The organism is Pseudotabrizicola sp. L79 (assembly GCF_036553525.1).
Lineage (GTDB): Bacteria > Pseudomonadota > Alphaproteobacteria > Rhodobacterales > Rhodobacteraceae > Pseudotabrizicola.
In genome coordinates this window covers 448,468-468,852 of the sequence record NZ_JAZHDA010000046.1, presented here as the reverse complement: position 1 = coordinate 468,852, position 20,385 = coordinate 448,468, and the positions used below count along the sequence as shown (strand labels likewise).

Here is a 20,385-nt window from a genome sequence, read left to right as displayed (position 1 = left end):
CAAGCCCCCCACTGTAAATTGTTCACGCTTTTGGACATAATCATGCCCGAAAGCCGATATAGACCAAAGCAAAGGCAGTGCCTTGCGGGCAGTTCTGGCAAGGCGGCAGGAAAGACAGGGCCATGCAGGCCGTTGGCGCATATGGCGTTGGCGGGGCTGTGGGCCCAGAAAAGGGGCGGCAGGTGATCGAGTTCGAGAATGTCTCCAAATCATTCTGGACGGGCACACAGCGCAAGGTGATCCTTGATCAGGCCTCTTTCCGCGTGGAGGAAGGGCGCTCGCTGGGGATTCTGGCCCCCAATGGCACCGGCAAGACCACGATCATCAACATGATGGCAGGTTTGGAAAAACCAGACGAAGGCCGGGTCACGCGCACGTCGCGCATCTCGTTTCCCTTGGGGTTCATGGGCGGGGTGGTCAACAAACACACAGCCACCGAAAACGCGCGCTATATCGCGCGACTGTATGGGTTGGACCCGGATTATGTCGAAGGCTTTTGCCGGTGGCTGTGCGGGATCGAGGAATATTTCGACATGCCGCTTGGCACCTATAGCCAGGGGATGCGTGCGCGGTTTTCCCTGGCCCTGATGCTGGCCATCGAATTCGACATCTATCTGGTCGATGAGGGCATGCCCTCGACCACCGATGTGGAATTCAACCGCAAGGCGGGGGCGATCCTGCGCGATCGGTTGCAAAAAGCCACCATCGTCATTGTCAGCCACCAAGCCCAAACCCTTGAAAAGTTTTGCCGTCAAGCGGCCGTTTTGCGCAACGGCAAGCTTCACATGTTCGAGTCCCTGCAAGAGGCCAAGCGTCTGTATGACTATGAAGCTCAAAGTTAAACGCTACAATCTGCGCCGGGACGAGTCTGCCGAGGCGGCAGCCCCCACGGCCCCTGCGCGCCCGCGCAGCGCCGCGGCAAGCCTGCGCGCGCCCGCCGCCGCTTTGCAGCAAGACGATGGCCTGGGCGCGACGCCCTATCCCACCGCCGCCGCCGCCAACAGCACGCAGATGGCCGACAAAGCCGCTGATCCGGCCGCGGGCGAATTGGATCAGATCAGGCGCGAGGGCCTGACGGGCCGCCAGCTTCGGATGGCGCGGCGGATGGCGCAAAAGCATGGGTTGCCCGCCACGTCAGATTTCGATGCGGTGCGACTGCTGCGCGCGCGCGGGCTGGACCCGTTCCAGAAATCGTCGATCATGGAACTGATCACCGCCGAGGGCGAATTGCTGAACGAAGGTGGCGGCGATGAGCCGCCCGGCTCTCGCGAATTGACGGTGGCCACGCCGCGCGACCCAAAGCTGCCGCAAACCGTCAAGCCGGCCAAGGTTCCCTCCACCGAAACGCGGGGGGATGTGAACCCGCTAAGCGATCTGATGCAGATCCAGCGCGATATTGGCCGCCGCCGGCGTCGGCGCTCGGCGCTGCTGATGGCGCGGCTGTTTTTCTTTGTGTTCCTGCCCGGCCTGCTGGCGGGGTGGTATTATTATGTGGTCGCCACACCGCTTTATGCGACCAAGACAGAATTCGTGATCCAGCAAGCCTCGCCCGCCGGGGCGGGTGCGGGGGGCCTTGGCGGTCTGCTAAGCGGGACGCAATTTGCCACATCGCAGGACTCGATTGCCGTGCAGGGCTATCTGCAAAGCCGCGATGCCATGTTGCGGCTGGATAAGGACATGGGGTTCCGGGCGCATTTTTCGGCCGACACGGTTGATCCGATCCAACGGCTGGACCCGGCCGCCACGCTGGAGGCAGCCTATAAGGTCTACACCCGCAATGTGCGCATCGCCTATGACCCGACCGAAGGCATCATCAAGATGGAGGTCAGAGCCGCCGACCCGCAGCTTTCGGCGGCCTTCTCGGAGGCCCTGATCAGCTATGCCGAGGAACAGGTCGATCATCTGACCCAACGCCTGCGCGAAGATCAGATGAAGGGCGCGCGCGAATCTTATGAAATGGCCGAGGCCGCGATGCTGGCCGCGCAGCGCCGCGTGGTCGAGTTGCAAGAGCAGTTCAAGGTTCTGTCCTCAGAGGTTGAGGTCAGCCTGATCACGTCGCAGATCGGGCAGTTGGAAACCCAGCTTAGCCAGGACCGTCTAAGCCTTGCGCAGATGGAATCGAACGCCCAGCCCAATCAGGCCCGGATGGATCCGCTGAAACGGCGCATCGCCACGCTGGAAACCGAGATTGCCACACTTCGGTCGCGTCTGACCGAAGGGCAGGATGGCGGGCAATCGCTGGCCCAGGTGCAGTCAGAACTGCTGGTGGCGCAGGCCGATGTGCAAACCCGCCAGTTGTTGCTGGCGCAATCGTTGCAGGCGATGGAAACCTCGCGCACCGAGGCCAACCGTCAGGTGCGCTATCTGTCGATCTCGGTTTCGCCGATTCCCCCGGATGAGGCAGCCTATCCACGGGCCTTTGAAAACACGATGGTGGCGCTGCTGATCTTTGCGGGCATCTATCTGATGATCTCGATGACCGCCGCAATCTTGCGCGAACAGGTCAGCGCCTGACGGGTGCGGGGGGGGGGGCCACGGTCAGACGACCTGCCCCGCCGCCCAGCCCGACGACCACGCCCATTGGAAGTTATAGCCCCCCAGCCAGCCCGTCACATCGACCACTTCGCCGATGAAATACAGCCCCGGCACCGATTTGGCTTGCAGGCTGCGCGCGTCAAGCGCCTCGGTCGAGACACCGCCCAGCGTGACTTCGGCGGTGCGATACCCCTCTGACCCGACAGGCGTCAGCCGCCAATCGGCAAGTTGGGCTGCGACGGTATCCAGCACCGCATTCGACAGCGCCCCCATCGGCTGCGTGACACCTTGGGCAGCCTCGATATGGCGGGCCAGACGTTCGGGAACCAGACCGGCCAGAACGGTGCGCAAGGCGGCTTTGGGCTGGTCTGCGCGCCCGGCCCGCAAGGCCCCGGCCAGATCGCGGCCCTGCGACAGATCCAGTGCAATCGCATCGCCTTCGCGCCAATAGCTTGAAATCTGCAAGATCGCCGGGCCCGACAGCCCGCGATGGGTGAACAGCATGGCCTCATCAAAACCGGTGCGGCCATGGCGCACGCGGCCTTCGACCGCCATGCCCGCCAAGGGCGTCATCCACGCCAGTTCTTGCGTGGCAAAGGTCAGCGGCACCAAAGCAGGGCGGGTTTCCACCAGTGGCAGGCCAAAGGACTCGGCCAGTTTATAGCCATGGCCGGTGGCGCCCATCTTGGGGATGGATTTGCCGCCTGTCGCGACGACGACCGAGGCCGCATGAACCGGGCCACGCGTGGTGTCTTGCACAAAGCCCGCGCCCTGCGCCCGCAAATCGCCCAAGCCCGTTTCCAGCCACAACTGGCCCCCCGCCTGCGCCAGATCGCGCCGCAACGACTCGACCACCTGCGTGGCAGGGCCATCGCAAAACAACTGCCCCAGTGCCTTTTCATGCCAAGCAATGCCCCAGTGGCGCATCCGGTCGATAAAATCCCATTGGGTGTAGCGTTTCAGCGCCGACAGCGCAAAGCGCGGATTTTGCGACAGGAATCGGTCAGGGGCGATTCCCAGATTGGTAAAGTTGCACCGCCCCCCGCCCGAGATTCGAATCTTTTCGCCCGGGGCCTTGGCGTGGTCGATCACCAGCACCCGCCGGCCCCGTCGTGCCGCCTCGATGGCGCAGAACAGGCCCGCAGCCCCTGCCCCAAGAACAATTACATCATGCTTTTCCATGCCGCCCCATATCGCGGCCAGCAAGTTTCGCCAAGAGTTGCATTTTTTCGCATCTCCCCCCTTGCACCCCAAAACGCCCTTCGCTAAACACCGCCGCACGGTTGGGGTGTCGCCAAGTGGTAAGGCAGCGGTTTTTGGTACCGCCATACCTAGGTTCGAATCCTAGCACCCCAGCCAAACTTTCCAACCGTTCTGCCGTCTTGCGCCGATGTGATCAGGGATCACACCGCCGTATCTTGCGATGCGTGAAATTCAATCGTATTTGCAGCGGCAAAGGGGCGGGGCCAGACATGGGCCAAGTGACAGCCCCAAGGGCATTCCGAAAGGGCGAGGCAGGAAAGATGAAGGTTCAGCTTTTTGCAGGCATGGCGTTGATCGGGCTGGCGGCTTGCGGGCCGGATACGCGGATGCAGCTTTATCCGACCTCGGGGCCTTTGGCCGAAACGTCGCCCCCCCCTGCAATTGCCGTTGCGGCCACCAATGTGACCGGCACCTCGGGGGAACTGCGCTTTCGCCTGCCCGACAAGACACGCTGCAAGGGCACCTGGTCTTCGGTTGTGCCGCGCGTGCAATCGCAAGAACGCGGGCTGAACCTGTCTATCCGCGATCTGGGGGGCAAGCTGACCCGGTCAAGCGAAACCGTGGGCGGGGTGAACAGCGGCGAGATCTATGCCGTGTGCCGCGATGGCACCATCGTGCAGGGGCGCTTTGCCATGGGCAGCGGCACCACCAGCGGCACGGGCAGCGCCACCGACAGCCGGGGCAACACGTTCAAGCTGTTGTTCTGACACAGCGCGCTGATCCGGGGATCAGCGCCTTTGGGCCAAAGCGTCTTGCAGCACGCCGATCACCGTTTCGGGCGGAACCGCATCGGTGACAAAGGCCTGACCGATCCCGCGCGCAAGGATAAACCGCAAGCGGCCATCGACCACCTTCTTGTCCTGCCCCATAAGCGCCAAAAGCGCCTCGGCCGAGGGCAGATCGCCCGGAATATCGGCCAGATCAACCTTGGTGCCCATGGCGCGCAGATGCGCGCGCACTCGGCTGGGGGCTTCTTGCGCGCAAAGGCCAAGGCGCTGGCTAAGCTCAAAGGCCAGCGCACAGCCGATGGCCACGCCTTCGCCATGCAGCAAGCGATCAGAATAGCCTGTGGCCTTTTCCAGCGCGTGGCAAAAGGTGTGGCCAAGGTTCAACAGGGCGCGGTCGCCCTCTTCCGTTTCGTCACGCTCGACGATGTCGGCCTTCATCTGCACCGACCGCAAGACGGCGCGCTGGCGCAGGGCCGGGTCGGCACGCAATGACGGGCCATTCTGTTCCAGCCAGTCGAAAAAGGCAGAATCGCCCAACAGGCCGTATTTCACCACCTCGCCATAGCCGGCCAGAAAATCGCGGGCAGGCAGGCTTTCCAGCACCGATGTATCGGCCAACACAAGGCTGGGTTGATGAAAACTGCCCACAAGGTTCTTGCCCTGCGCCGTGTTGATGCCGGTCTTGCCGCCCACCGAACTGTCAACCTGCGCCAACAGCGTGGTGGGGATCTGCACAAAGCGCACCCCGCGCCGCAAAATGGCCGAGGCAAAGCCGATCAGATCACCAATCACCCCACCCCCAAGCGCCACCACCACATCGCGGCGCTCGACATTCTGTTCCAACAGCCATTCGGTGGCGCGCGCCAGATGCGGCCAGCTTTTGGTGGCCTCGCCCGCGGGCAAAGCCAGTGCCGTGGCCGTGATGCCTTGGGCGGCAAACGCGGCCATCAGCGTTTCAAGATGCAACGGGGCCACGGTTTCATCGGTGACAATCGCAACCTTCTTGCGGCGCAACAGCGGCGCAACCTCGGCCCCTGCCTGCGCCAGCAGCCCCGGCCCGATGCGCACCTGATACGACCGCGTGCCCAGCGAAACCGGAACCACATCAATTGTCATTTCGTCTCTCCTTCCAGAACGTCCGGCCTTTGGCGCAAGGCCTCGATGACCCGTTCGGCCATCGCCTCAACCGACAATTCGGGGCCGGAATCAACCACCAGATCGGCCAGACCATAAAGCGGCACCCGCGCCTCATAGATTTTGCGCAGGGTTTCGCGCGGGTTATCGGTGCGCAGCAACGGGCGGGTGGTTTTGTGCCGCACGCGCTGCCACAGCAGATCAAGATCGGCCCGAAGCCAGACCGCCACCCCTGATTCAGAAATCAACTCACGGTTGGTCTGGGCCAGATAGGCCCCGCCCCCAGTGGACAAAATGCACGGCGTGCCGCGCAGCAGCCGCCCCAGAACCTCGGTTTCGCGGGCGCGAAAGAACGGCTCGCCGTCGCGTTCAAAGATCTCGGCAATGGTGGCGCTGGCCGCTTTGACAATCTCTTCGTCAGAATCAACGAAAGGCACATTCAAAGCCCGCGCCACGGCGCTGCCCACAGCCGTTTTTCCGGCCCCCATCATGCCAACCATTGCGACGGTCTTCTTCAGCCGCGCCATCCGCCTCCCCCTTGGTCTGATCCGCGCATGCGCAAGGACTTGCCCGCATCACATGCTTTTTTCATGTCATGGCGTGAACTTGATGTGATTGCCATATATAATCGTGCAAATTTCTGCCAAAGCAGGCCCAGGATCGGCAGGGTTTGGCCAGAGAAAACCGGGAAAAACACCGGAACACGGCGGAAACGATCAAAGAAGGGCAGAAAACAGTGCTGGGGCGACTTTTCAAATTGGTGTTCGTGCTGGTGGTGCTTGGGGGCATAGGGCTGACAGGCTATGCCTATCTGGCTGACCTTTCCCCGCAGCAAGAACAGATCACGGTTCCCGTGACGCTGAATGCAGATTGACCATGGGGGCTGACGCACGCGCAACCTTGCTGGCGTTGGCAATGGCCTGCGCCCCTGCCGGCGTGGCCGCGTCAGAGGAGCCGTTGTCGGCCATCGACTGGCTGTCGCAATCGGTGACCACGCCGGGCGGCACCGTTGTCTCTGGCCCGGCGGCCAAGCCCGAGGCGCGCAAGGCCCCCGAGGCGCCGGTCAGTTCGGGTGGGGCCCTGCCCGAAGATGTCAGCACCAGTGCGCTGGATGCGCCATCGGTTGATGCGACGGGCCTGTTTTCATCCAGCGTGACCGGCCTGCCGCGCGATCTGTGGGGCATGGGGCTGGAAGCCGAGATCATCGCCGAAATCGCGGCCGAACGCCCCGAACCGCTGCCCGCGCTGCAAGGGCTGGTGATGATGCTGATGCTGGCCGAGGCGACACCCCCGGCAGATTCGGCGCGCAAGGGGCAACTCTTGCTGTCACGCATCGACAAGTTGCTGGATATTGGTGCGCTGGATCAGGCGCAGGCGCTGATTGATGCCAGCGGATCGTCGGATGCGGCGGTGTTTCGCCGTGCGTTCGACATCGCGCTGTTGACGGGCCAAGAAGATCGCGGCTGCGAGCGCATGCGCGCCATGCCCAATCTTGCGCCCACCTTTCCGGCCCGCATCTTTTGCCTTGCCCGCTCGGGCGATTGGAATGCTGCCGCGCTGACCTTGCGCACCGCACAGGCCTTGGGCCAGATCAGCGCCGAGGAAGACGCGCTACTGTCACGTTTTCTGGACCCAGACCTTTACGAAGGCGAAACCGTGCCCCCGGTTCCCGCGCGCATCACACCGCTGACCTGGCGGTTGTTCGAGGCGATTGGCGAGCCGCTGTCCACCGGCACCCTGCCCCTGGCCTTTGCCCATGCCGAATTGCGCGAAACCGCCGGATGGAAGGCCCAGATCGAGGCCGCCGAACGGCTGGCCCGTGTGGGCGCGATCCCGCCCAACCGGTTGCTGGGGCTTTATACCGAACGCCTGCCCGCTGCCTCGGGCGGGGTGTGGGACAGGGTAGATGCGCTGCAACGCTTTGAAACGGCCCTGACGGCGGGCGATCCGGGGGCCATTGCCAAGAACCTGCCCGCGGCCTGGCAGGCCATGACGGTGGCCGAGTTGGAAGTGCCCTTTGCGCTGTTGTTCGCCGACCATCTGTCGCGCTTTCCGTTGACGGGGGACGCGGGGCGCATTGCCTTTGAGATCGGTCTGCTGTCGCCGCGCTATGAACGCGTGGCCCTGTCGCGCAAGCCCGAAACCCCGCGCGAGGCGTTTCTGATCGGTCTGGCCACCGGCAATCTGGCAGGCGCCGTGGCGCAAGACTCGCTGGGCCGGGCCATTGCACCCGCCTTTCTTGCCAAGGCCACCACCCCCAGCTTTCAGGCATTGCTGGATCAGCGGCGCCTGGGCGAAGGCATCCTGATTGCCATTCGCCAGGTCGTTCAGGGTTTGCAGGGGCAATCGTCACAGGTGACCGAGGGACTGGCCTTTTTGCGCCATGTCGGGCTGGAAGATGTGGCCCGGCGCACCGCGCTACAACTGCTATTGCTGGAGCGGCGGGGATGACAAGCGCCCCGCGCGACATGATGCAGTGGATTTCCACCTTTCTTGAGGCGCAGGCCGCCGAACTGGATGCGGCGCGCAACACGCGGCTGGCCTATGGGCGCGACCTGAAGGATTTTACCGAATGGCTGGCCCATCGGGGTGGCCATTTTGCCACTGCGGGCCGTGATGAGGTAGAGGCCTATCTGGTGTCTTGCGATGCCAACGGCCTGTCCAAGGCCACGCGGGCGCGGCGGTTGTCGTCCATCCGGCAGTTGTTTCGCTTTGCCCATGACGAAGGCTGGCGCGACGATAACCCCGCCATCCGCATCAAGGGCCCCGGCGCCGTGCAACGCCTGCCCAAGACGCTAAGCCATGACGACGTGGGCCGCCTGCTGTCAGCCGTGCGCGATCTGGGCCGGGGCGAGGATGAGCGTCTGCGCAACACCGCGCTGATGGAAGTGCTTTACGCAACGGGGATGCGGGTGACCGAATTGGTCACCCTGCCTGTATCCGCCGTTCGCGGCGATCCGCGCATGATTTTGGTGCGCGGCAAAGGTGGCAAGGAACGGATGGTGCCGCTGTCTGGCCCGGCACGGCAGGCCGTGCTGGCGTGGCTGGCGGTGCGCGACGGGGCCGAGGCCAAGGCCCGCGCCAAGGGGTTGCCTGCCTCCAAGTTCTTGTTCCCGTCGTCGGGGGCCGACGGCCACCTGACCCGCCAGCAATTCCACCATCTGCTGAAAACCTTGGCCGTGGCGGCGGGGGTGTCGCCTGCCAGTGTCACCCCCCATGCCTTGCGCCACGCCTTTGCCACCCATCTTCTGGCCGGCGGGGCCGATTTGCGGGTGATTCAAACGCTTTTGGGCCATGCCGATGTGGCCACCACCGAGATTTACACCCATGTGCTGGATGACCATTTGAAGGAACTGGTGCTGACGCATCATCCGCTGGCCAAGGGGCGAGCCGACCGCAAGACTTGAACCTGCCCGCCCGTCAGACCATAACCAGACACACCCCAAACCGGATCAGATTTTCATGGACGCCTCTTCACTCGATTCTGCTTTCTGGCTGACAGCCGCAGGCATCTTGTGCCTTTTGGTGCTGTCGGGCTTTTTCTCGGGCTCGGAAACCGCGCTGACCGCGGCATCCCGCGCCAAGTTGAAGTCGCAGGCCGACAAGGGATCGCTGGGGGCACAGGCCGCCATGGTGGTGACCGAAGACAGCGAGCGGATGATCGGTGCCATCCTCTTGGGCAACAATGTGGTCAACATCCTGTCGGCATCGCTGGCAACCGCGTTGTTGACGCGGGTTTTCGGTGATTCCGGCGTGGCTTTGGCCACTTTGGGCATGACTGCGATGGTTCTGATCTTTGGCGAGGTCTTGCCAAAGACCATCGCCATCACCTTCCCCGAAAGTGTGGCAACCAAAGTGGCCCCCGTAATCCGGGTGCTGATCCTTGTGTTCTCGCCCATCGTCATGGTTGTGCGCGCCTTGGTGCGCGGGGTGTTGCGGGTGTTTGGCGTCAAGGCCGACCCCGAGGCAAAGCTGCTGGCCTTGCGCGAAGAAATCGTCGGTGCCATCGCCCTGGGCCATTATGAAGGCGCGGTGGAAAAGGAAGACCGCGACCGCCTGCTGGGCGCCCTCGACCTTGGGCACCGCACGGTGGATGAGATCATGCGCCACCGCCGCCATATTGAAATGCTGGATGCCGATCTGTCGCCTGATGACATCATCACCAAGGTTCTGGCCAGCCCGCATACCCGCCTGCCGCTGTTCCGCGATGATGAGGAAAACATCCTTGGCGTTGTCCATGCCAAGGATCTGCTGCGCGAGGTGGATCGGCTGGTGCGCGGGCAGGAAGGGTCGGTCCAGTCGATCAAGGATCTGGACATCGTGAAAGTGGCGATGAAACCCTATTTCATCCCCGAGACCACGACGCTGGACGAACAGATGCGCGAATTCCTGAAGCGCCGCACCCATTTTGCGCTGGTGGTCGATGAATATGGCTCGCTTCAGGGGCTGATCACGCTGGAAGACATTCTGGAAGAAATCGTGGGCGAAATCACCGACGAATTCGACGTGGTGCAAAAGGAAAGCGGGCTGAAACGGGCCGAGAATGGCGATTTTCTGGTTGAAGGCCAGATGACGATCCGCGACCTGAACCGCGCGACCGACTGGAACTTGCCCGATGATGAGGCGAATACGATTGCGGGCCTTGTCATCCACGAAGCGCAGATGATCCCCAGCGAGGGGCAAGCATTCAGCTTTCACGGCTTTCGGTTCGAAGTGGTGCAACGGCGCGAGAACCGGCTGACCAAGCTGAAGATGCGCCCGCTGTAAGGCAGGCGCATCGGGGGGTGGCTTAGCGGCTTTTGAACAGCGACCCCAAGACACCGCGCACGATGGCCTGCCCTGTCTTGCTGCCCAACTGGCGGGCAAAGCTTTTGGCAAATGCCTCGCCAATCGAGTCGCTGCGGCCCGAGGATTTGCGCGTGGTCTTTTCGCTGCTGCGCGTGCTGGTGCGGCTGCCGTCATAGCGACGGCCCTGATTGAACTCGCCCCTCTCGTCGTCGGCATCTTTTGCGGCGCGCTGTTCGGCCTTGGCCGCAGCCTCTGCGGCGGCCTGTTCGCGGGCGCGCAGGCGTTCATAGGCGCTGTCGCGATCCAGAACTGTGTCGTATTTTCCGCGCAAGGGCGATTGTGCCATCACCTGCGCACGCAAAGCCGCATCAATCGGCCCCAACTGGCTGGAGGGTGGGCGCACCAAGGTGCGCTCAACCATGCCCGGAATGCCCTTGCGTTCCAGAAACGAGGTGACCGCCTCGCCGGTGCCCACCTCACGGATCGCATCTTCGGTCTTGAAGCGCGGGTTGTCGCGATAGGTCTCGGCCGCCATGCGCAGGTCTTTCTGATCGCGCGCGGTAAAGGCGCGCAGGGCGTGCTGCACCCGGTTGCCCAACTGGCCCAGAATATTCTCGGGCACATCGGCCGGGTTCTGGGTGCAGAAATACACCCCCACCCCTTTGGACCGGATCAGACGTGCCACCTGTTCCACCTTTTGCACCAGCGCCTTGGGGGCATCCTGAAACAGCAGATGCGCCTCATCAAAAAAGAACACCAGCTTGGGTTTGTCCGGGTCGCCCACCTCGGGCAGGTTTTCAAACAGCTCGGACAGCATCCACAACAGGAAGGTCGCATACATGCGCGGGCTTTGCATCAGCCGGTCGGCGGCCAGAATGTTGATCCGCCCCAGCCCATTGGCGTCTTTCAGCATCAGATCGGCCAGATCCAGCGCCGGTTCGCCAAAGAACCCTGCCCCGCCCTGGTTTTCCAAAACCAGCAGCCGCCGCTGGATGGCCCCGACGGAAGTGGTCGAAACCAACCCATAGCGGGTTGAAATCTCGGCCGTGTTTTCACCGATGAACACCAGCAGGGCCTGAAGATCCTTCAGATCCAGCAACGGCAGTTCTTCTTCATCGGCCAGACGGAACGCCACATTCAAGACGCCCTCTTGCGGTTCGGTCAGTTCCAGCAGCCGCGACAACAGCAGCGGCCCCATCTCGGCCACGGTGGCCCGGATCGGGTGGCCCTGTTCGCCGAACAGATCCCAAAAGGTCACCGGAAAGGCGCGATACTGCAGATCAAGGCCAATGGTCTGGGCCCGTTTCATGAATGGCTCGTGCAGCTTGGCCTCGGCACTGCCGCTGGCCCCGATACCGGAAAGATCGCCCTTCACATCCGACAGAAAGACCGGAACCCCTGCTGCGGAAAAACCCTCGGCCAGAATTTGCAGCGTAACCGTCTTGCCCGTGCCTGTGGCCCCGGCAATCATACCATGACGGTTGCCGTATTTCAGCAAAAGGCTCTGCGGCACAGCATAGGCGTCACCGCCACCACCAACGAAAATTGCAGGCTCTTCCGACACGTTCATCCCCCGGTTGTTTGGCGTTGCGGGCTTGATTGCCGCGCCTTGTCTTGGCCGACCATACAAGGTTCACGTCACGATGCCAGACCCAAGGCAGCCAAAGCGGCAAAGCGATGTTCCCACCGCAGGCCTGCCGCCCAAAACCGGCTGGCCTGTTGAAAAGGTGTGATTTTTCTTCATCTTTCACTTCTCGAAAAAATGGCAGATTCACTGTTGACGACTGCGGCAATCCAACTTAGCGTCACGAGCAATGAAGTCGGCCAGTCCGACAGGGAGCTAAAAACAGTAAATGAAAAAGGGCCGGGTCGCTGGCCCTTTTTCTTTTGGGCCCAACCGTTTGTCGCCGCTTTCCTGTCGGCTTGCGTGCCTGCGGGTAACGTTTTTGCCACCTGACACCGCAGCGCAGGCATGCTATGCCACTGCACATGATTTCGCCCTTGAACGGCCAGATGGATCCAATATGACCCTCCTCCCTTCTTCTCTCGTGTTCAAATCCTTTGCTTTGTCAGCCTCTGTGCTGCTGGCATCGGTTGCCTTTGCCCAAGCGCAAGAGGCTGCCGCCCCGGCCCAGACGGATGCAGCTCAGGCAGATGCGGCGGCACCCGATGGCCTTTCGATGGGCAGTGATCCTGCCGCGCCTGCCGCAAATGATGGTGTTGGCTCTAACTATGTCGAAGCCAAATTTGATGCATGGGAACAGCGCTGCATTCGCACCGAAGATGGGGCGAACCCTTGCCAGCTGTACCAATTGTTGAAGGACGCCGAAGGCAATGCGATTGCCGAGTTCAGCTTGTTCAAACTGCCGGAAGGTGGCCAGGCCATGGCAGGCGCGACGATTGTCGTGCCCTTGGAGACGCTGTTGACGGAAAACCTGCTGTTTGGCGTCGATGGTGGCAAAGCCAAGGTTTACCCTTTCTCGTTCTGCTCTAGCATCGGTTGCGTCGCACGGATCGGCTTTACTGCGGATGAAGTGGCGCAGCTCAAGAAGGGCGCCAAAGCCACGCTGACCATTGTGCCAGTTGTGGCGCCCGATCAGAAAGTGAATGCCGATCTGTCGCTGAAAGGGTTTACCGCCGGGTTTGACGCCGTGTCAAAAACTGCTGCACCTTGATTGCTGGCAGAGTAACACATCGACCGAAGGCCACCCTACTGGGTGGCCTTTTTTGTTGCGCCCCGCCTAGTGTGCCCCCGCCCGGCGCAGGACCAGAACCGCACTTAGCCCGCCAAAGGCAAAGGCATTGGACATGGCCACGTCAACCTCTGCCGTGCGGGCGTGGTTCGCCACAACATCGGTCAGGCAATCGTCATCCTGCCCCAGCCACCCGACTGTCGGGGCAAGCACGCCCTCTTGCAGTGCCATCAGGCAGGCCAGCAGTTCAACGGCGCCTGTACCGCCGATCACATGGCCATGCATGGATTTCGTCGAAGATACCGGTGGCGGGTTTGGCCCAAAGATCTGCGCAATCGCGGCGCTTTCCACCCGGTCATTGGCCGCTGTCCCCGTGCCATGGGCATTGATATAGCCCACATCCGCCGGGGCGATCCGCGCCGCAGCCAGGGCCTGCCGCATACAGGCCACGGCCCCGTCTTGCGACGGCATCACGATGTCGCTGGCATCCGACGTCATGCCAAAGCCAATCACCTCGGCCAACACGGCTGCCCCGCGGGCCAAGGCATGATCGCGGTTTTCAAAGATGAAAACCGCCGCGCCTTCGCCCTGCACCATGCCGTTGCGGCCTTTCGAAAAGGGCCGGCAGGCATCACGCGCCATGACGCGCAGGCCCTCCCACGCCTTTAGCCCGCCAAAACACAACATGGCCTCGGCCCCGCCGGTCAGCATCACCGGGGCCATGCCCGATTGCACCATCTGAAAGGCCAGGGCCATCGCGTGATTCGAACTGGCACAGGCGGTCGAGACGGAAAAGGATGGCCCCCGCAGGCCATGAATCATCGACAGATGGCTGACACCTGCACTGTTCATCAGGCGCGGCACCACCAGCGGATGAACCCTGTCCTTGCGGTCTTCATACACCGCGCGGTAATTGTCATCGACGGTGCCAAGACCGCCCCCCGCAGTGCCCAGCACCACGCCGGTTTGCCCGGCCAAAGCACCCGCAAAGGCCAGCCCCGATTGGGCCACCGCCTGGCGCGCGGCCTCGACCGTGAATTGCGTCACGCGGTCATACAGGGCGATATCGCGCAGCGAAAACCTGTCTTCGGCACGCCAGTCGCGCACCTGCGCGCCAATGGGCGATTGCAACCTGTCGGCATCGCGAATGTCCAGCGGGCCAATGGCGCAACGCCCTTCACGCATGGCCGCCCGGGTTGCGGGCACGTCATGGCCCAGGGCATTGACCGTGCCCGCCCCGGTGATCACCACCCGATGCGTCACCGGTCAGGCCGCTTTCTGGGCCACAAGCCCTTCGACCGCCCGGGCGATCGAGGCGACCGAGCGTAAATCGAACCCCGAAGCCTCGGGATTGTTGGCATCGAAGGGCACCTGAATATCAAACGCCTCTTCGATGCAAAAGATCGTCTCGACCAAGGCTAGACTGTCCAGGCCAAGGCTTTCAATCGTGGCATCGGGCGAGATCTTGGCCGGATCAAGCAAAGCTTGCTCGGCAATGATGGCAATGATCCTGTCGGTAACAGATGTCATGGTCGGCATCCCTTTTGTCCTTGCGGTACAGGATGTAAGCAGTTTTCACGACTTTTGAATGACTTTCTCGATTTCCGCAACTTTTGCCGCAAGCCGGGGCAAACGGCGCAGGGCCTTTTGCATTTCGACATGGGTTTCCATCTTTACAGCCGGATAGCCCAGCAAAACCCGGCCAGCCGGGGCGTTGGTGAACACCTTGGTGGCCCCGCCGCAGATCACGTCATTGCCGACAAAGATATTGTCATTCACCCCGCATTGGCCGCCCATCACCACGCGGTCACCGATCCGCGCCGAACCGGCGATGCCAACTTGGCCGCACAGCAGACAATCCCGGCCCACCTGCACGTTGTGGCCAATATGCACAAGATTATCCAGCTTGGTGCCGGCCCCGATCGTGGTGTCGCGGATCGTGCCCCGGTCGATACAGGCATTGGCGCCGATTTCGACATCATCGCCAATGCTGACCGCACCGACAGAGTGAATGCGGGTCCAGCTTTGATCCTTGATCTGGTCGCGCTGCCCAAGAGTTTCGCGAATTTCCTCGACCCCTGACTTTTCGGGCGTGACAAAGGAAAAACCATCAGCGCCGATGACGGCACCCGGTTGGCAGATAAAGCGATCGCCGATGGTAACCCGCGCCCCGATGCGCGCGCCCTGCAAGATCAGGGCATCGGCCCCGATGGTCGCACCTTCGGCAATGCTGACATGGCTGGCGATGCGGGCATTGGGGCCAATCGTGACGCCCGCGCCGATGGTGACAAAGGGGCCAATGGCCGCCCCGTCGCCGATCTGAGCCGTGGCATCAACCACCGACATCGGGTGAATCCCCGGTGCGATCTGGGGGCCAGGGTCCATCATTGCAGTCAGGCCAGCCATGGCCAGCCGCCCACGCGGCGCGAAAATGGCGGCTTTCAACCCCATGGCCTGCCAGTCAGCCCCCGGCCACAGCATCGCAACCCGCGCCTGCCCCCGCGCCAGGCCATCGGCATATTTGGGGTTCACACACAACGCCAGATCCAGCGGCCCCGCCTGATCAGGCTCGGCCACGCGGATCACCGAAAGATCGGTCTCTCCGGCAGCGTCAGCCCCCAGAGCGGCGGCAATCTCGGCAATGGTATGGCGCATGGGTCAGGCTCCTGTTCCGGCACTTTGGCCAGCAGCCCGGTTTTACCCGCGAACAGAGGGCAAGACCACCCCGGCCGCCTCAAGCGCCTGAAACAATTCCCCATCGCGCCCATAGATATCGCGCCGATAGGTCATCTGCCCCTTGGCCCCCGGAAAGGCGGTGAAATACACCAGATGCACCGGCAATTGCTGGGTCAGCTTGACCGTGCTTTCATTGCCCGAGTTCAGATAGCCTTCGAACGTGCCTTTGGGATCATCGTTTTGCGCCGACAGCAGCGTATAGGCGAAATCGAAGGGATCGGCCAAACGGATGCAGCCGTGGCTATAGGCGCGCACATCATGGCTGAACAGGTTTTTGGCAGGCGTATCATGCAGATAGATGTTGTGCGTGTTGGGGAACATGAACTTTACCTTGCCCAACGCATTGCCATCTGATGGCGGCTGGCGCAGGCCAAAGGGAAAGCTGCGGGCGGAATAGGCGGCGAAATTCACCGCCCCGCGCGGCACCACACGGCCCCGGTTGTCGATCACCTGCAAATGGCTGACCGCATTCGGATTGCGCTGCAACAGCGGCAAATATTCATTCACGATGATCGAACGTGGCACCCCCCAGCTTGGGTTGATGACCATATGCTCCATCACATCGGAAAATTCGGGCGTTTGTTGATCGGGGACGTTCTTGCCGATCACCGCGCGGGTTTCAAAGGTGACCTTGCCGTGATCCACGATCTTGGCTGTCATTTCGGGCAGGTTCACCCAGACATGCCGCTCGCCCAAGGGGGCATCGCCCAGCCAGCGCATGCGTTCCATCGCCACAACGATGGATTTCAGCCGTTGCTCTGGCCCGATATTCACCTCTTGCAGCGTGCCATCATAGGCTTTGCCATCGGCGATCAGGCCGTGATCCACCTGAAACCGCTGCACAGCCGACTGGATGGCCGCATCATAGCTGGCCGTGGCCGAAACCGGCAGATAGCCCATACGCACCAGACGGTCGCGCAACGCCACGACGGCGGGGCCAGTGTCGCCCGGTTGCAGCGCCTTGGCCTGAATCTTCGGGCCCCAGCCCCCGTTGGCGATCTGCGCCTCAAGCGCGATCTTGGCGCGCATCAGCTGCGCATATTGCGGGGCCTTTGGGGCCAGATCGTGCAGAACGCGCGCCGGATCTGGCCCAAGGATACCCGCCAGAAGAACCGCAGGATCTGGCCGGGCAATCTCGCGCACGATGCCCTTGTCTACTGTTTTCGGTTCCAGCAGGCCCGATTTCACATCGCGCGCATAATCCAGAAAGGCACGCGTCAGGGCCATTTCAACCCGCGCGCGGTCGCCCTCGGTCTGGGCTGCGGCCAGCTGCGCCATCAGCGCCGCCACATCATAACGCCCCACCGGCAGGGCGTGATCGCCTGCCCGCGCCAGCGTGTTCAGCAATGCAGCGCGACGCGGGGCCGAGTCGTCTGCCGTCCAGATCGGCTGATAATTGCGGGCGCGATACACCTCGGCCACCGCCGAATCTGACGAAGCCTCGGCCGCAAGCACCTGCACAAAGGGGCTGGGCAGGCTTTGGGCCGGAACCGCATGGGACAGACCCACCGTCAGGGCCGCAACCGACCCAAGCAGGACTGTGACATTACGAAACCGACCGAATCCAAACATGCTGACCTCAAGACCCTTGGTAAAACACTTCTAACATTGGACTTTCGGTCGTTTGAGGGGCCGAGTCCATTCACAACCATGCCAAGCCCCCCTGCAACGCGCAGAATGCGTGCCAAATTAGCAACGATCTTTTCGGAAAAATATGGCCCATGGCTTTGCAAGCTTTAAGCAGATTTTTGCCGACCTGGCCCAGACTGGCCCAAGGCGTGGAATCTGCGCTTGGGTTACGAATCGCGCTGTGGCATATGTTCTGGGCACTTGGGGATGAAGTGGCAGGCAAATCGCCAACAAGGCGAAGGTCAAACGTGACGGGACAGGCACTAGAATGGTAGAAAATTCAAAGATCGGCTTTACGCGGCGTGGACTTTTGGGTGCATTCGCGGCAACCGCTGTTGTGGCAGCCCCCACTTACTCCAACGCATTTGGTTTGCTGAAGGGCGCGGGCGACATTCGCCGCATTCGGATGTATTCGGGCCGCACCGGGGAAAGCATCGACACGATCTACTGGATCGAAGGCGAGTATATTCCAGAGGTGGTCAAGGAAGTGAACCACTTCATGCGCGACTGGCGGTCGGATGCGACGATCAAGATGGATCTGCGCAATATCGACATCATGGCAGCGGCCCACCGCCTGATGGATGTGTCCGAACCCTATATGCTGCTGTCGGGGTATCGCAGCCCGCAAACCAATGCCATGCTGCGCTCTAAATCCAGCGGCGTTGCCAAGAATTCGCTGCATATGAAGGGCCAGGCGGCCGATCTGCGGCTGAAATCGCGCTCGGTGGGGCAGATGGCCAAGGCGGCTGCGGCCTGTTCTTCGGGCGGCGTCGGGCGCTATTCGCGGTCGAACTTTGTGCATATGGATTGTGGGCCGGTGCGCACCTGGGGTGGCTAAGCAGCCCTGACGGCAGATCCGACCTTAGAAAGGCGCCCCTCGTGGGCGCCATTTCTGTTTCTGGTGGGGTCTTGCGCTGTCAGTCCTTGTGCGGCCAGTCTTCGTCCGCGTCGTCCTCGGCCCCGTCGGCTGCGTTCAGATCGCGACCGCGATAGCCCATGGCCACCACGAATTTTTCCGAACTGTCCGACCGGCTGGCCGGCGGCTTTACATTCGCAACCTTCTTGAAGTTCTTCTTCAGCATGGTCTGCATGCTGTTTTCCGCCCCACCCGCCAGCACCTTGGCAACAAAGGTGCCGCCGTCTTCCAGCACGTCAAAGGCGAAATCCAGCGCCGCCTCGACCAGCGCCACAATGCGCAGGTGGTCGGTGGCCTTGTGGCCGCTGGCTGCGGCGGCCATGTCTGACATCACCACATCGGCCCGCCCGCCCAGCCATGTCTTGACCTGTTCATCCGCACCATCCGACAGGAAATCAAGCTGATGCAACTCGGCCCCGGCGATATGTTCGATCTCTTGCAGATCGACCCCAAGCACCGTGCCCTGCGGCTTTTTCGGGTTCTGCGACAGTGCGTTCACCCGCTCGACCGCCACCTGGCACCAGCCCCCCGGCGCGCAGCCCAGATCAACCACCCGTGCCCCCGGCTTCAGAAACCCATAGCGATCATCAAGCTCGAGGATCTTATAGGCCGCGCGACCGCGATAGCCTTCTTTCTTGGCGCGCTGCACATAGGGGTCGTTCAACTGCCGCTCCAGCCACAGCGTCGAAGAAAGCTTGCGCCCCTTTGCCGTCTTGACCCGCACCCGCAGATCACGCTGCCCACGGCCCGAGTTGTTCTTTTCCGGGGTTTTCTTGCCGGTCATGTATATGGTCCTTCACTCAATACGCCGTCGGTCGTCATCTGGGCGTATAACAGGCCTTCGCGCAGGCCACGGTCAGCAACAGAAAGGCGATCAGTCGGCCAGATCCGCATCAGGGCCTGCAAGATGGCCGAACCCGACATGATCAGGGCATGACGGTCACGCCCAATGCGCGGGTCGGTGCGGCGGCCCTCGGGCCCAAGTGACAGGTAATCGCGGATCACGCTGTCAATCTGGTCCGAGGTCATCTGCAACCCATCCACCTTGGTGCGGTCATACCGGCGCAAGCCCAGATAGCTGGCAGCAACCGTCGTCACTGTGCCGCTGGTGCCGATGATCTGAAAGCCTTCCCGCTTTTGTTGGGCGTTATAGGGGGAAAAACTGGCCAGTTGCTCTTCAAAAAACCAGCTCATCAGGGCAAACCGCGCCGCATCATCATCAACATCGCCGAACTGGTCGCGCAAGGTGGCGACCCCCAGCGGCACACTGATCCAGTCCACCACCCGCGCGCCCCCGGCGGGCTGGGCGTTGAACCCGCTGTGCAGGCCCATGATCGCGCGGGGGCGATCTTCGCCGGGCACATCCGACAGGTCGATCCAGACCAGTTCGGTTGACCCCCCGCCAATATCAACCACCAAAAGCTGCTCGGTCTTGCGATGCACCAGGGGCGCGCAAGAAATCACGGCCAGCCGCGCTTCCTCCTCGGGGGTGATGATTTCAAGTTGCAGCCCGGTTTCGCGCCGCACCTGACGCATGAAATCACGCGCATTGCGGGCACGACGACAGGCCTCGGTCGCGACAAGGCGCATGCGGCCGACGTTGTGACGCTCAAGTTTCTTCTGGCAAATGCGTAAGGCTTGCACCGTGCGCGTCATCGACGCGCGCGACAACCGGCCCGAGGCTTCCAGCCCCACACCAAGCTGAACAGTCTTGGAAAAACTGTCCACGACCGAAAACTGACTGCCCTTTGGCTGGGCAATCAGCATCCGGCAACTGTTTGTTCCCAGATCCAGCGCAGCATACAGCGCGCCAGAACCGGGCAAGAGAGAGGGCGACGGGTCAGCAAGGCGGGAGCCTTCGTCAGGCTCGACCGCAGATTGCGTTGCGCCCCCCTCTCGAGGACGCTCGGGCGTCATATCCGCCCTCCATATGTGGTTGCTCTCAAGGTAGCGCCCTTGCCCT

General features: G+C 62.2%; 20 protein-coding genes and 1 tRNA gene. 11 read left to right on the top strand and 10 right to left on the bottom strand.

The genetic code is table 11. From position 1 onward, the window contains the following. The first annotated feature begins 182 nt into the window (after window positions 1–182). Window positions 183–842 carry an ABC transporter ATP-binding protein gene (locus V3C85_RS10645; RefSeq protein ID WP_331795057.1) on the top strand — a complete coding sequence of 220 codons (660 nt, stop codon included), beginning with the start codon at window positions 183–185 and terminating at the stop codon, window positions 840–842. Further along, window positions 826–2,514: a capsule biosynthesis protein gene (locus V3C85_RS10640; RefSeq protein WP_331795056.1), complete on the top strand. Its 1,689-nt coding sequence runs from the start codon at window positions 826–828 to the stop codon at window positions 2,512–2,514. The genes V3C85_RS10645 and V3C85_RS10640 overlap by 17 nt, the downstream gene beginning before the upstream one ends. A 24-nt stretch (window positions 2,515–2,538) precedes the next feature. Here the strand turns inward: V3C85_RS10640 and V3C85_RS10635 are convergent, their stop codons facing one another. Then, window positions 2,539–3,717, bottom strand: a complete 1,179-nt coding sequence (locus V3C85_RS10635; protein WP_331795055.1) for an NAD(P)/FAD-dependent oxidoreductase — start codon at window positions 3,715–3,717, stop codon at window positions 2,539–2,541. A 102-nt stretch (window positions 3,718–3,819) separates the two neighbouring features. Between V3C85_RS10635 and V3C85_RS10630 the strand changes: the two genes are divergently transcribed. Both V3C85_RS10630 and V3C85_RS10625 read left to right on the top strand, forming a co-directional pair. Beyond that, window positions 3,820–3,894 (top strand) — tRNA-Gln (locus tag V3C85_RS10630). Between the two features lie 164 nt (window positions 3,895–4,058). Continuing rightward, the gene (locus V3C85_RS10625; protein WP_331795054.1) at window positions 4,059–4,505 is read left to right on the top strand and encodes a hypothetical protein; all 447 of its coding nucleotides are present in this window, start codon (window positions 4,059–4,061) and stop codon (window positions 4,503–4,505) included. Between the two features lie 21 nt (window positions 4,506–4,526). Here V3C85_RS10625 and aroB read toward each other — a convergent pair whose 3' ends face one another. Both aroB and V3C85_RS10615 read right to left on the bottom strand, forming a co-directional pair. Then, window positions 4,527–5,642, bottom strand: a complete 1,116-nt coding sequence (aroB, locus tag V3C85_RS10620; RefSeq protein ID WP_331795053.1) for a 3-dehydroquinate synthase — start codon at window positions 5,640–5,642, stop codon at window positions 4,527–4,529. Then, window positions 5,639–6,187, bottom strand: a complete 549-nt coding sequence (locus tag V3C85_RS10615; RefSeq protein ID WP_331795052.1) for a shikimate kinase — start codon at window positions 6,185–6,187, stop codon at window positions 5,639–5,641. Before V3C85_RS10615 ends, aroB begins: the two co-directional genes overlap by 4 nt. Before the next feature lie 143 nt (window positions 6,188–6,330). Between V3C85_RS10615 and V3C85_RS10610 the strand changes: the two genes are divergently transcribed. From V3C85_RS10610 to V3C85_RS10595, 4 genes are read left to right on the top strand one after another with little or no spacing between them, the layout of a single operon-like run. Then, window positions 6,331–6,534 carry a hypothetical protein gene (locus V3C85_RS10610; RefSeq protein ID WP_331795051.1) on the top strand — a complete coding sequence of 68 codons (204 nt, stop codon included), beginning with the start codon at window positions 6,331–6,333 and terminating at the stop codon, window positions 6,532–6,534. A 2-nt stretch (window positions 6,535–6,536) separates the two neighbouring features. Then, on the top strand, window positions 6,537–8,111 hold the full coding sequence (locus V3C85_RS10605) for a hypothetical protein (protein WP_331795050.1): 1,575 nt from the start codon (window positions 6,537–6,539) through the stop codon (window positions 8,109–8,111). Then, window positions 8,108–9,067 (top strand): site-specific tyrosine recombinase XerD, encoded by a 960-nt coding sequence (locus V3C85_RS10600; RefSeq protein WP_331795049.1) that lies wholly within the window; start codon window positions 8,108–8,110, stop codon window positions 9,065–9,067. Before V3C85_RS10605 ends, V3C85_RS10600 begins: the two co-directional genes overlap by 4 nt. 55 nt (window positions 9,068–9,122) lie before the next feature. Further along, window positions 9,123–10,427 (top strand): HlyC/CorC family transporter, encoded by a 1,305-nt coding sequence (locus tag V3C85_RS10595; protein WP_331795048.1) that lies wholly within the window; start codon window positions 9,123–9,125, stop codon window positions 10,425–10,427. Between the two features lie 22 nt (window positions 10,428–10,449). On the opposite strand, the gene V3C85_RS10590 is transcribed toward V3C85_RS10595, so the two are convergent. After that, window positions 10,450–12,018: a helicase HerA-like domain-containing protein gene (locus V3C85_RS10590; protein WP_331795047.1), complete on the bottom strand. Its 1,569-nt coding sequence runs from the start codon at window positions 12,016–12,018 to the stop codon at window positions 10,450–10,452. Between the two features lie 159 nt (window positions 12,019–12,177). On the opposite strand from V3C85_RS10590, the gene V3C85_RS10585 reads away from it, so the two are divergent. Together V3C85_RS10585 and V3C85_RS10580 are read left to right on the top strand one after the other, a co-directional pair. Beyond that, window positions 12,178–12,405, top strand: a complete 228-nt coding sequence (locus tag V3C85_RS10585) for a hypothetical protein (RefSeq protein ID WP_331795046.1) — start codon at window positions 12,178–12,180, stop codon at window positions 12,403–12,405. A gap of 67 nt (window positions 12,406–12,472) precedes the next feature. Beyond that, window positions 12,473–13,123, top strand: a complete 651-nt coding sequence (locus V3C85_RS10580; RefSeq protein ID WP_331795045.1) for an invasion associated locus B family protein — start codon at window positions 12,473–12,475, stop codon at window positions 13,121–13,123. A 66-nt stretch (window positions 13,124–13,189) separates the two neighbouring features. Here V3C85_RS10580 and V3C85_RS10575 read toward each other — a convergent pair whose 3' ends face one another. The 4 genes from V3C85_RS10575 to V3C85_RS10560 are packed head-to-tail and all read right to left on the bottom strand — an operon-like array spanning window position 13,190 to window position 17,449. Beyond that, window positions 13,190–14,404, bottom strand: coding sequence for a beta-ketoacyl-[acyl-carrier-protein] synthase family protein (locus tag V3C85_RS10575; protein ID WP_331795044.1), 1,215 nt, complete (start codon window positions 14,402–14,404; stop codon window positions 13,190–13,192). A gap of 3 nt (window positions 14,405–14,407) precedes the next feature. Further along, window positions 14,408–14,671: an acyl carrier protein gene (locus tag V3C85_RS10570; RefSeq protein WP_331795043.1), complete on the bottom strand. Its 264-nt coding sequence runs from the start codon at window positions 14,669–14,671 to the stop codon at window positions 14,408–14,410. A gap of 45 nt (window positions 14,672–14,716) precedes the next feature. After that, window positions 14,717–15,796 carry a UDP-3-O-(3-hydroxymyristoyl)glucosamine N-acyltransferase gene (gene lpxD / locus V3C85_RS10565; RefSeq protein ID WP_331795042.1) on the bottom strand — a complete coding sequence of 360 codons (1,080 nt, stop codon included), beginning with the start codon at window positions 15,794–15,796 and terminating at the stop codon, window positions 14,717–14,719. A 42-nt stretch (window positions 15,797–15,838) separates the two neighbouring features. Then, the gene (locus V3C85_RS10560; RefSeq protein ID WP_331795041.1) at window positions 15,839–17,449 is read right to left on the bottom strand and encodes a L,D-transpeptidase family protein; all 1,611 of its coding nucleotides are present in this window, start codon (window positions 17,447–17,449) and stop codon (window positions 15,839–15,841) included. A gap of 325 nt (window positions 17,450–17,774) precedes the next feature. Between V3C85_RS10560 and V3C85_RS10555 the strand changes: the two genes are divergently transcribed. Continuing rightward, complete coding sequence (locus tag V3C85_RS10555; RefSeq protein ID WP_331795040.1) at window positions 17,775–18,344, top strand: YcbK family protein; 570 nt, start codon at window positions 17,775–17,777, stop codon at window positions 18,342–18,344. A gap of 79 nt (window positions 18,345–18,423) precedes the next feature. On the opposite strand, the gene V3C85_RS10550 is transcribed toward V3C85_RS10555, so the two are convergent. Both V3C85_RS10550 and V3C85_RS10545 read right to left on the bottom strand, forming a co-directional pair. Further along, on the bottom strand, window positions 18,424–19,206 hold the full coding sequence (locus V3C85_RS10550; RefSeq protein WP_331795039.1) for an RlmE family RNA methyltransferase: 783 nt from the start codon (window positions 19,204–19,206) through the stop codon (window positions 18,424–18,426). Then, the gene (locus V3C85_RS10545) at window positions 19,203–20,339 is read right to left on the bottom strand and encodes a Ppx/GppA phosphatase family protein (protein WP_331795038.1); all 1,137 of its coding nucleotides are present in this window, start codon (window positions 20,337–20,339) and stop codon (window positions 19,203–19,205) included. The genes V3C85_RS10550 and V3C85_RS10545 overlap by 4 nt, the downstream gene beginning before the upstream one ends. Between the last annotated feature and the right edge of the window lie 46 nt (window positions 20,340–20,385).

Bases quoted from the DNA above. Each gene is read 5' to 3' on its own strand.
- V3C85_RS10640 (WP_331795056.1), top strand. From the start codon at position 826: ATGAAGCTCAAAGTTAAACGCTACAATCTGCGCCGGGACGAGTCTGCC.
- V3C85_RS10635 (WP_331795055.1), bottom strand. From the start codon at position 3,717: ATGGAAAAGCATGATGTAATTGTTCTTGGGGCAGGGGCTGCGGGCCTG.
- V3C85_RS10625 (WP_331795054.1), top strand. From the start codon at position 4,059: ATGAAGGTTCAGCTTTTTGCAGGCATGGCGTTGATCGGGCTGGCGGCT.
- aroB (WP_331795053.1), bottom strand. From the start codon at position 5,642: ATGACAATTGATGTGGTTCCGGTTTCGCTGGGCACGCGGTCGTATCAG.
- V3C85_RS10615 (WP_331795052.1), bottom strand. From the start codon at position 6,187: ATGGCGCGGCTGAAGAAGACCGTCGCAATGGTTGGCATGATGGGGGCC.
- V3C85_RS10605 (WP_331795050.1), top strand. From the start codon at position 6,537: ATGGGGGCTGACGCACGCGCAACCTTGCTGGCGTTGGCAATGGCCTGC.
- V3C85_RS10600 (WP_331795049.1), top strand. From the start codon at position 8,108: ATGACAAGCGCCCCGCGCGACATGATGCAGTGGATTTCCACCTTTCTT.
- V3C85_RS10595 (WP_331795048.1), top strand. From the start codon at position 9,123: ATGGACGCCTCTTCACTCGATTCTGCTTTCTGGCTGACAGCCGCAGGC.
- V3C85_RS10590 (WP_331795047.1), bottom strand. From the start codon at position 12,018: ATGAACGTGTCGGAAGAGCCTGCAATTTTCGTTGGTGGTGGCGGTGAC.
- V3C85_RS10580 (WP_331795045.1), top strand. From the start codon at position 12,473: ATGACCCTCCTCCCTTCTTCTCTCGTGTTCAAATCCTTTGCTTTGTCA.
- V3C85_RS10570 (WP_331795043.1), bottom strand. From the start codon at position 14,671: ATGACATCTGTTACCGACAGGATCATTGCCATCATTGCCGAGCAAGCT.
- lpxD (WP_331795042.1), bottom strand. From the start codon at position 15,796: ATGCGCCATACCATTGCCGAGATTGCCGCCGCTCTGGGGGCTGACGCT.
- V3C85_RS10560 (WP_331795041.1), bottom strand. From the start codon at position 17,449: ATGTTTGGATTCGGTCGGTTTCGTAATGTCACAGTCCTGCTTGGGTCG.
- V3C85_RS10555 (WP_331795040.1), top strand. From the start codon at position 17,775: ATGGTAGAAAATTCAAAGATCGGCTTTACGCGGCGTGGACTTTTGGGT.
- V3C85_RS10550 (WP_331795039.1), bottom strand. From the start codon at position 19,206: ATGACCGGCAAGAAAACCCCGGAAAAGAACAACTCGGGCCGTGGGCAG.
- V3C85_RS10545 (WP_331795038.1), bottom strand. From the start codon at position 20,339: ATGACGCCCGAGCGTCCTCGAGAGGGGGGCGCAACGCAATCTGCGGTC.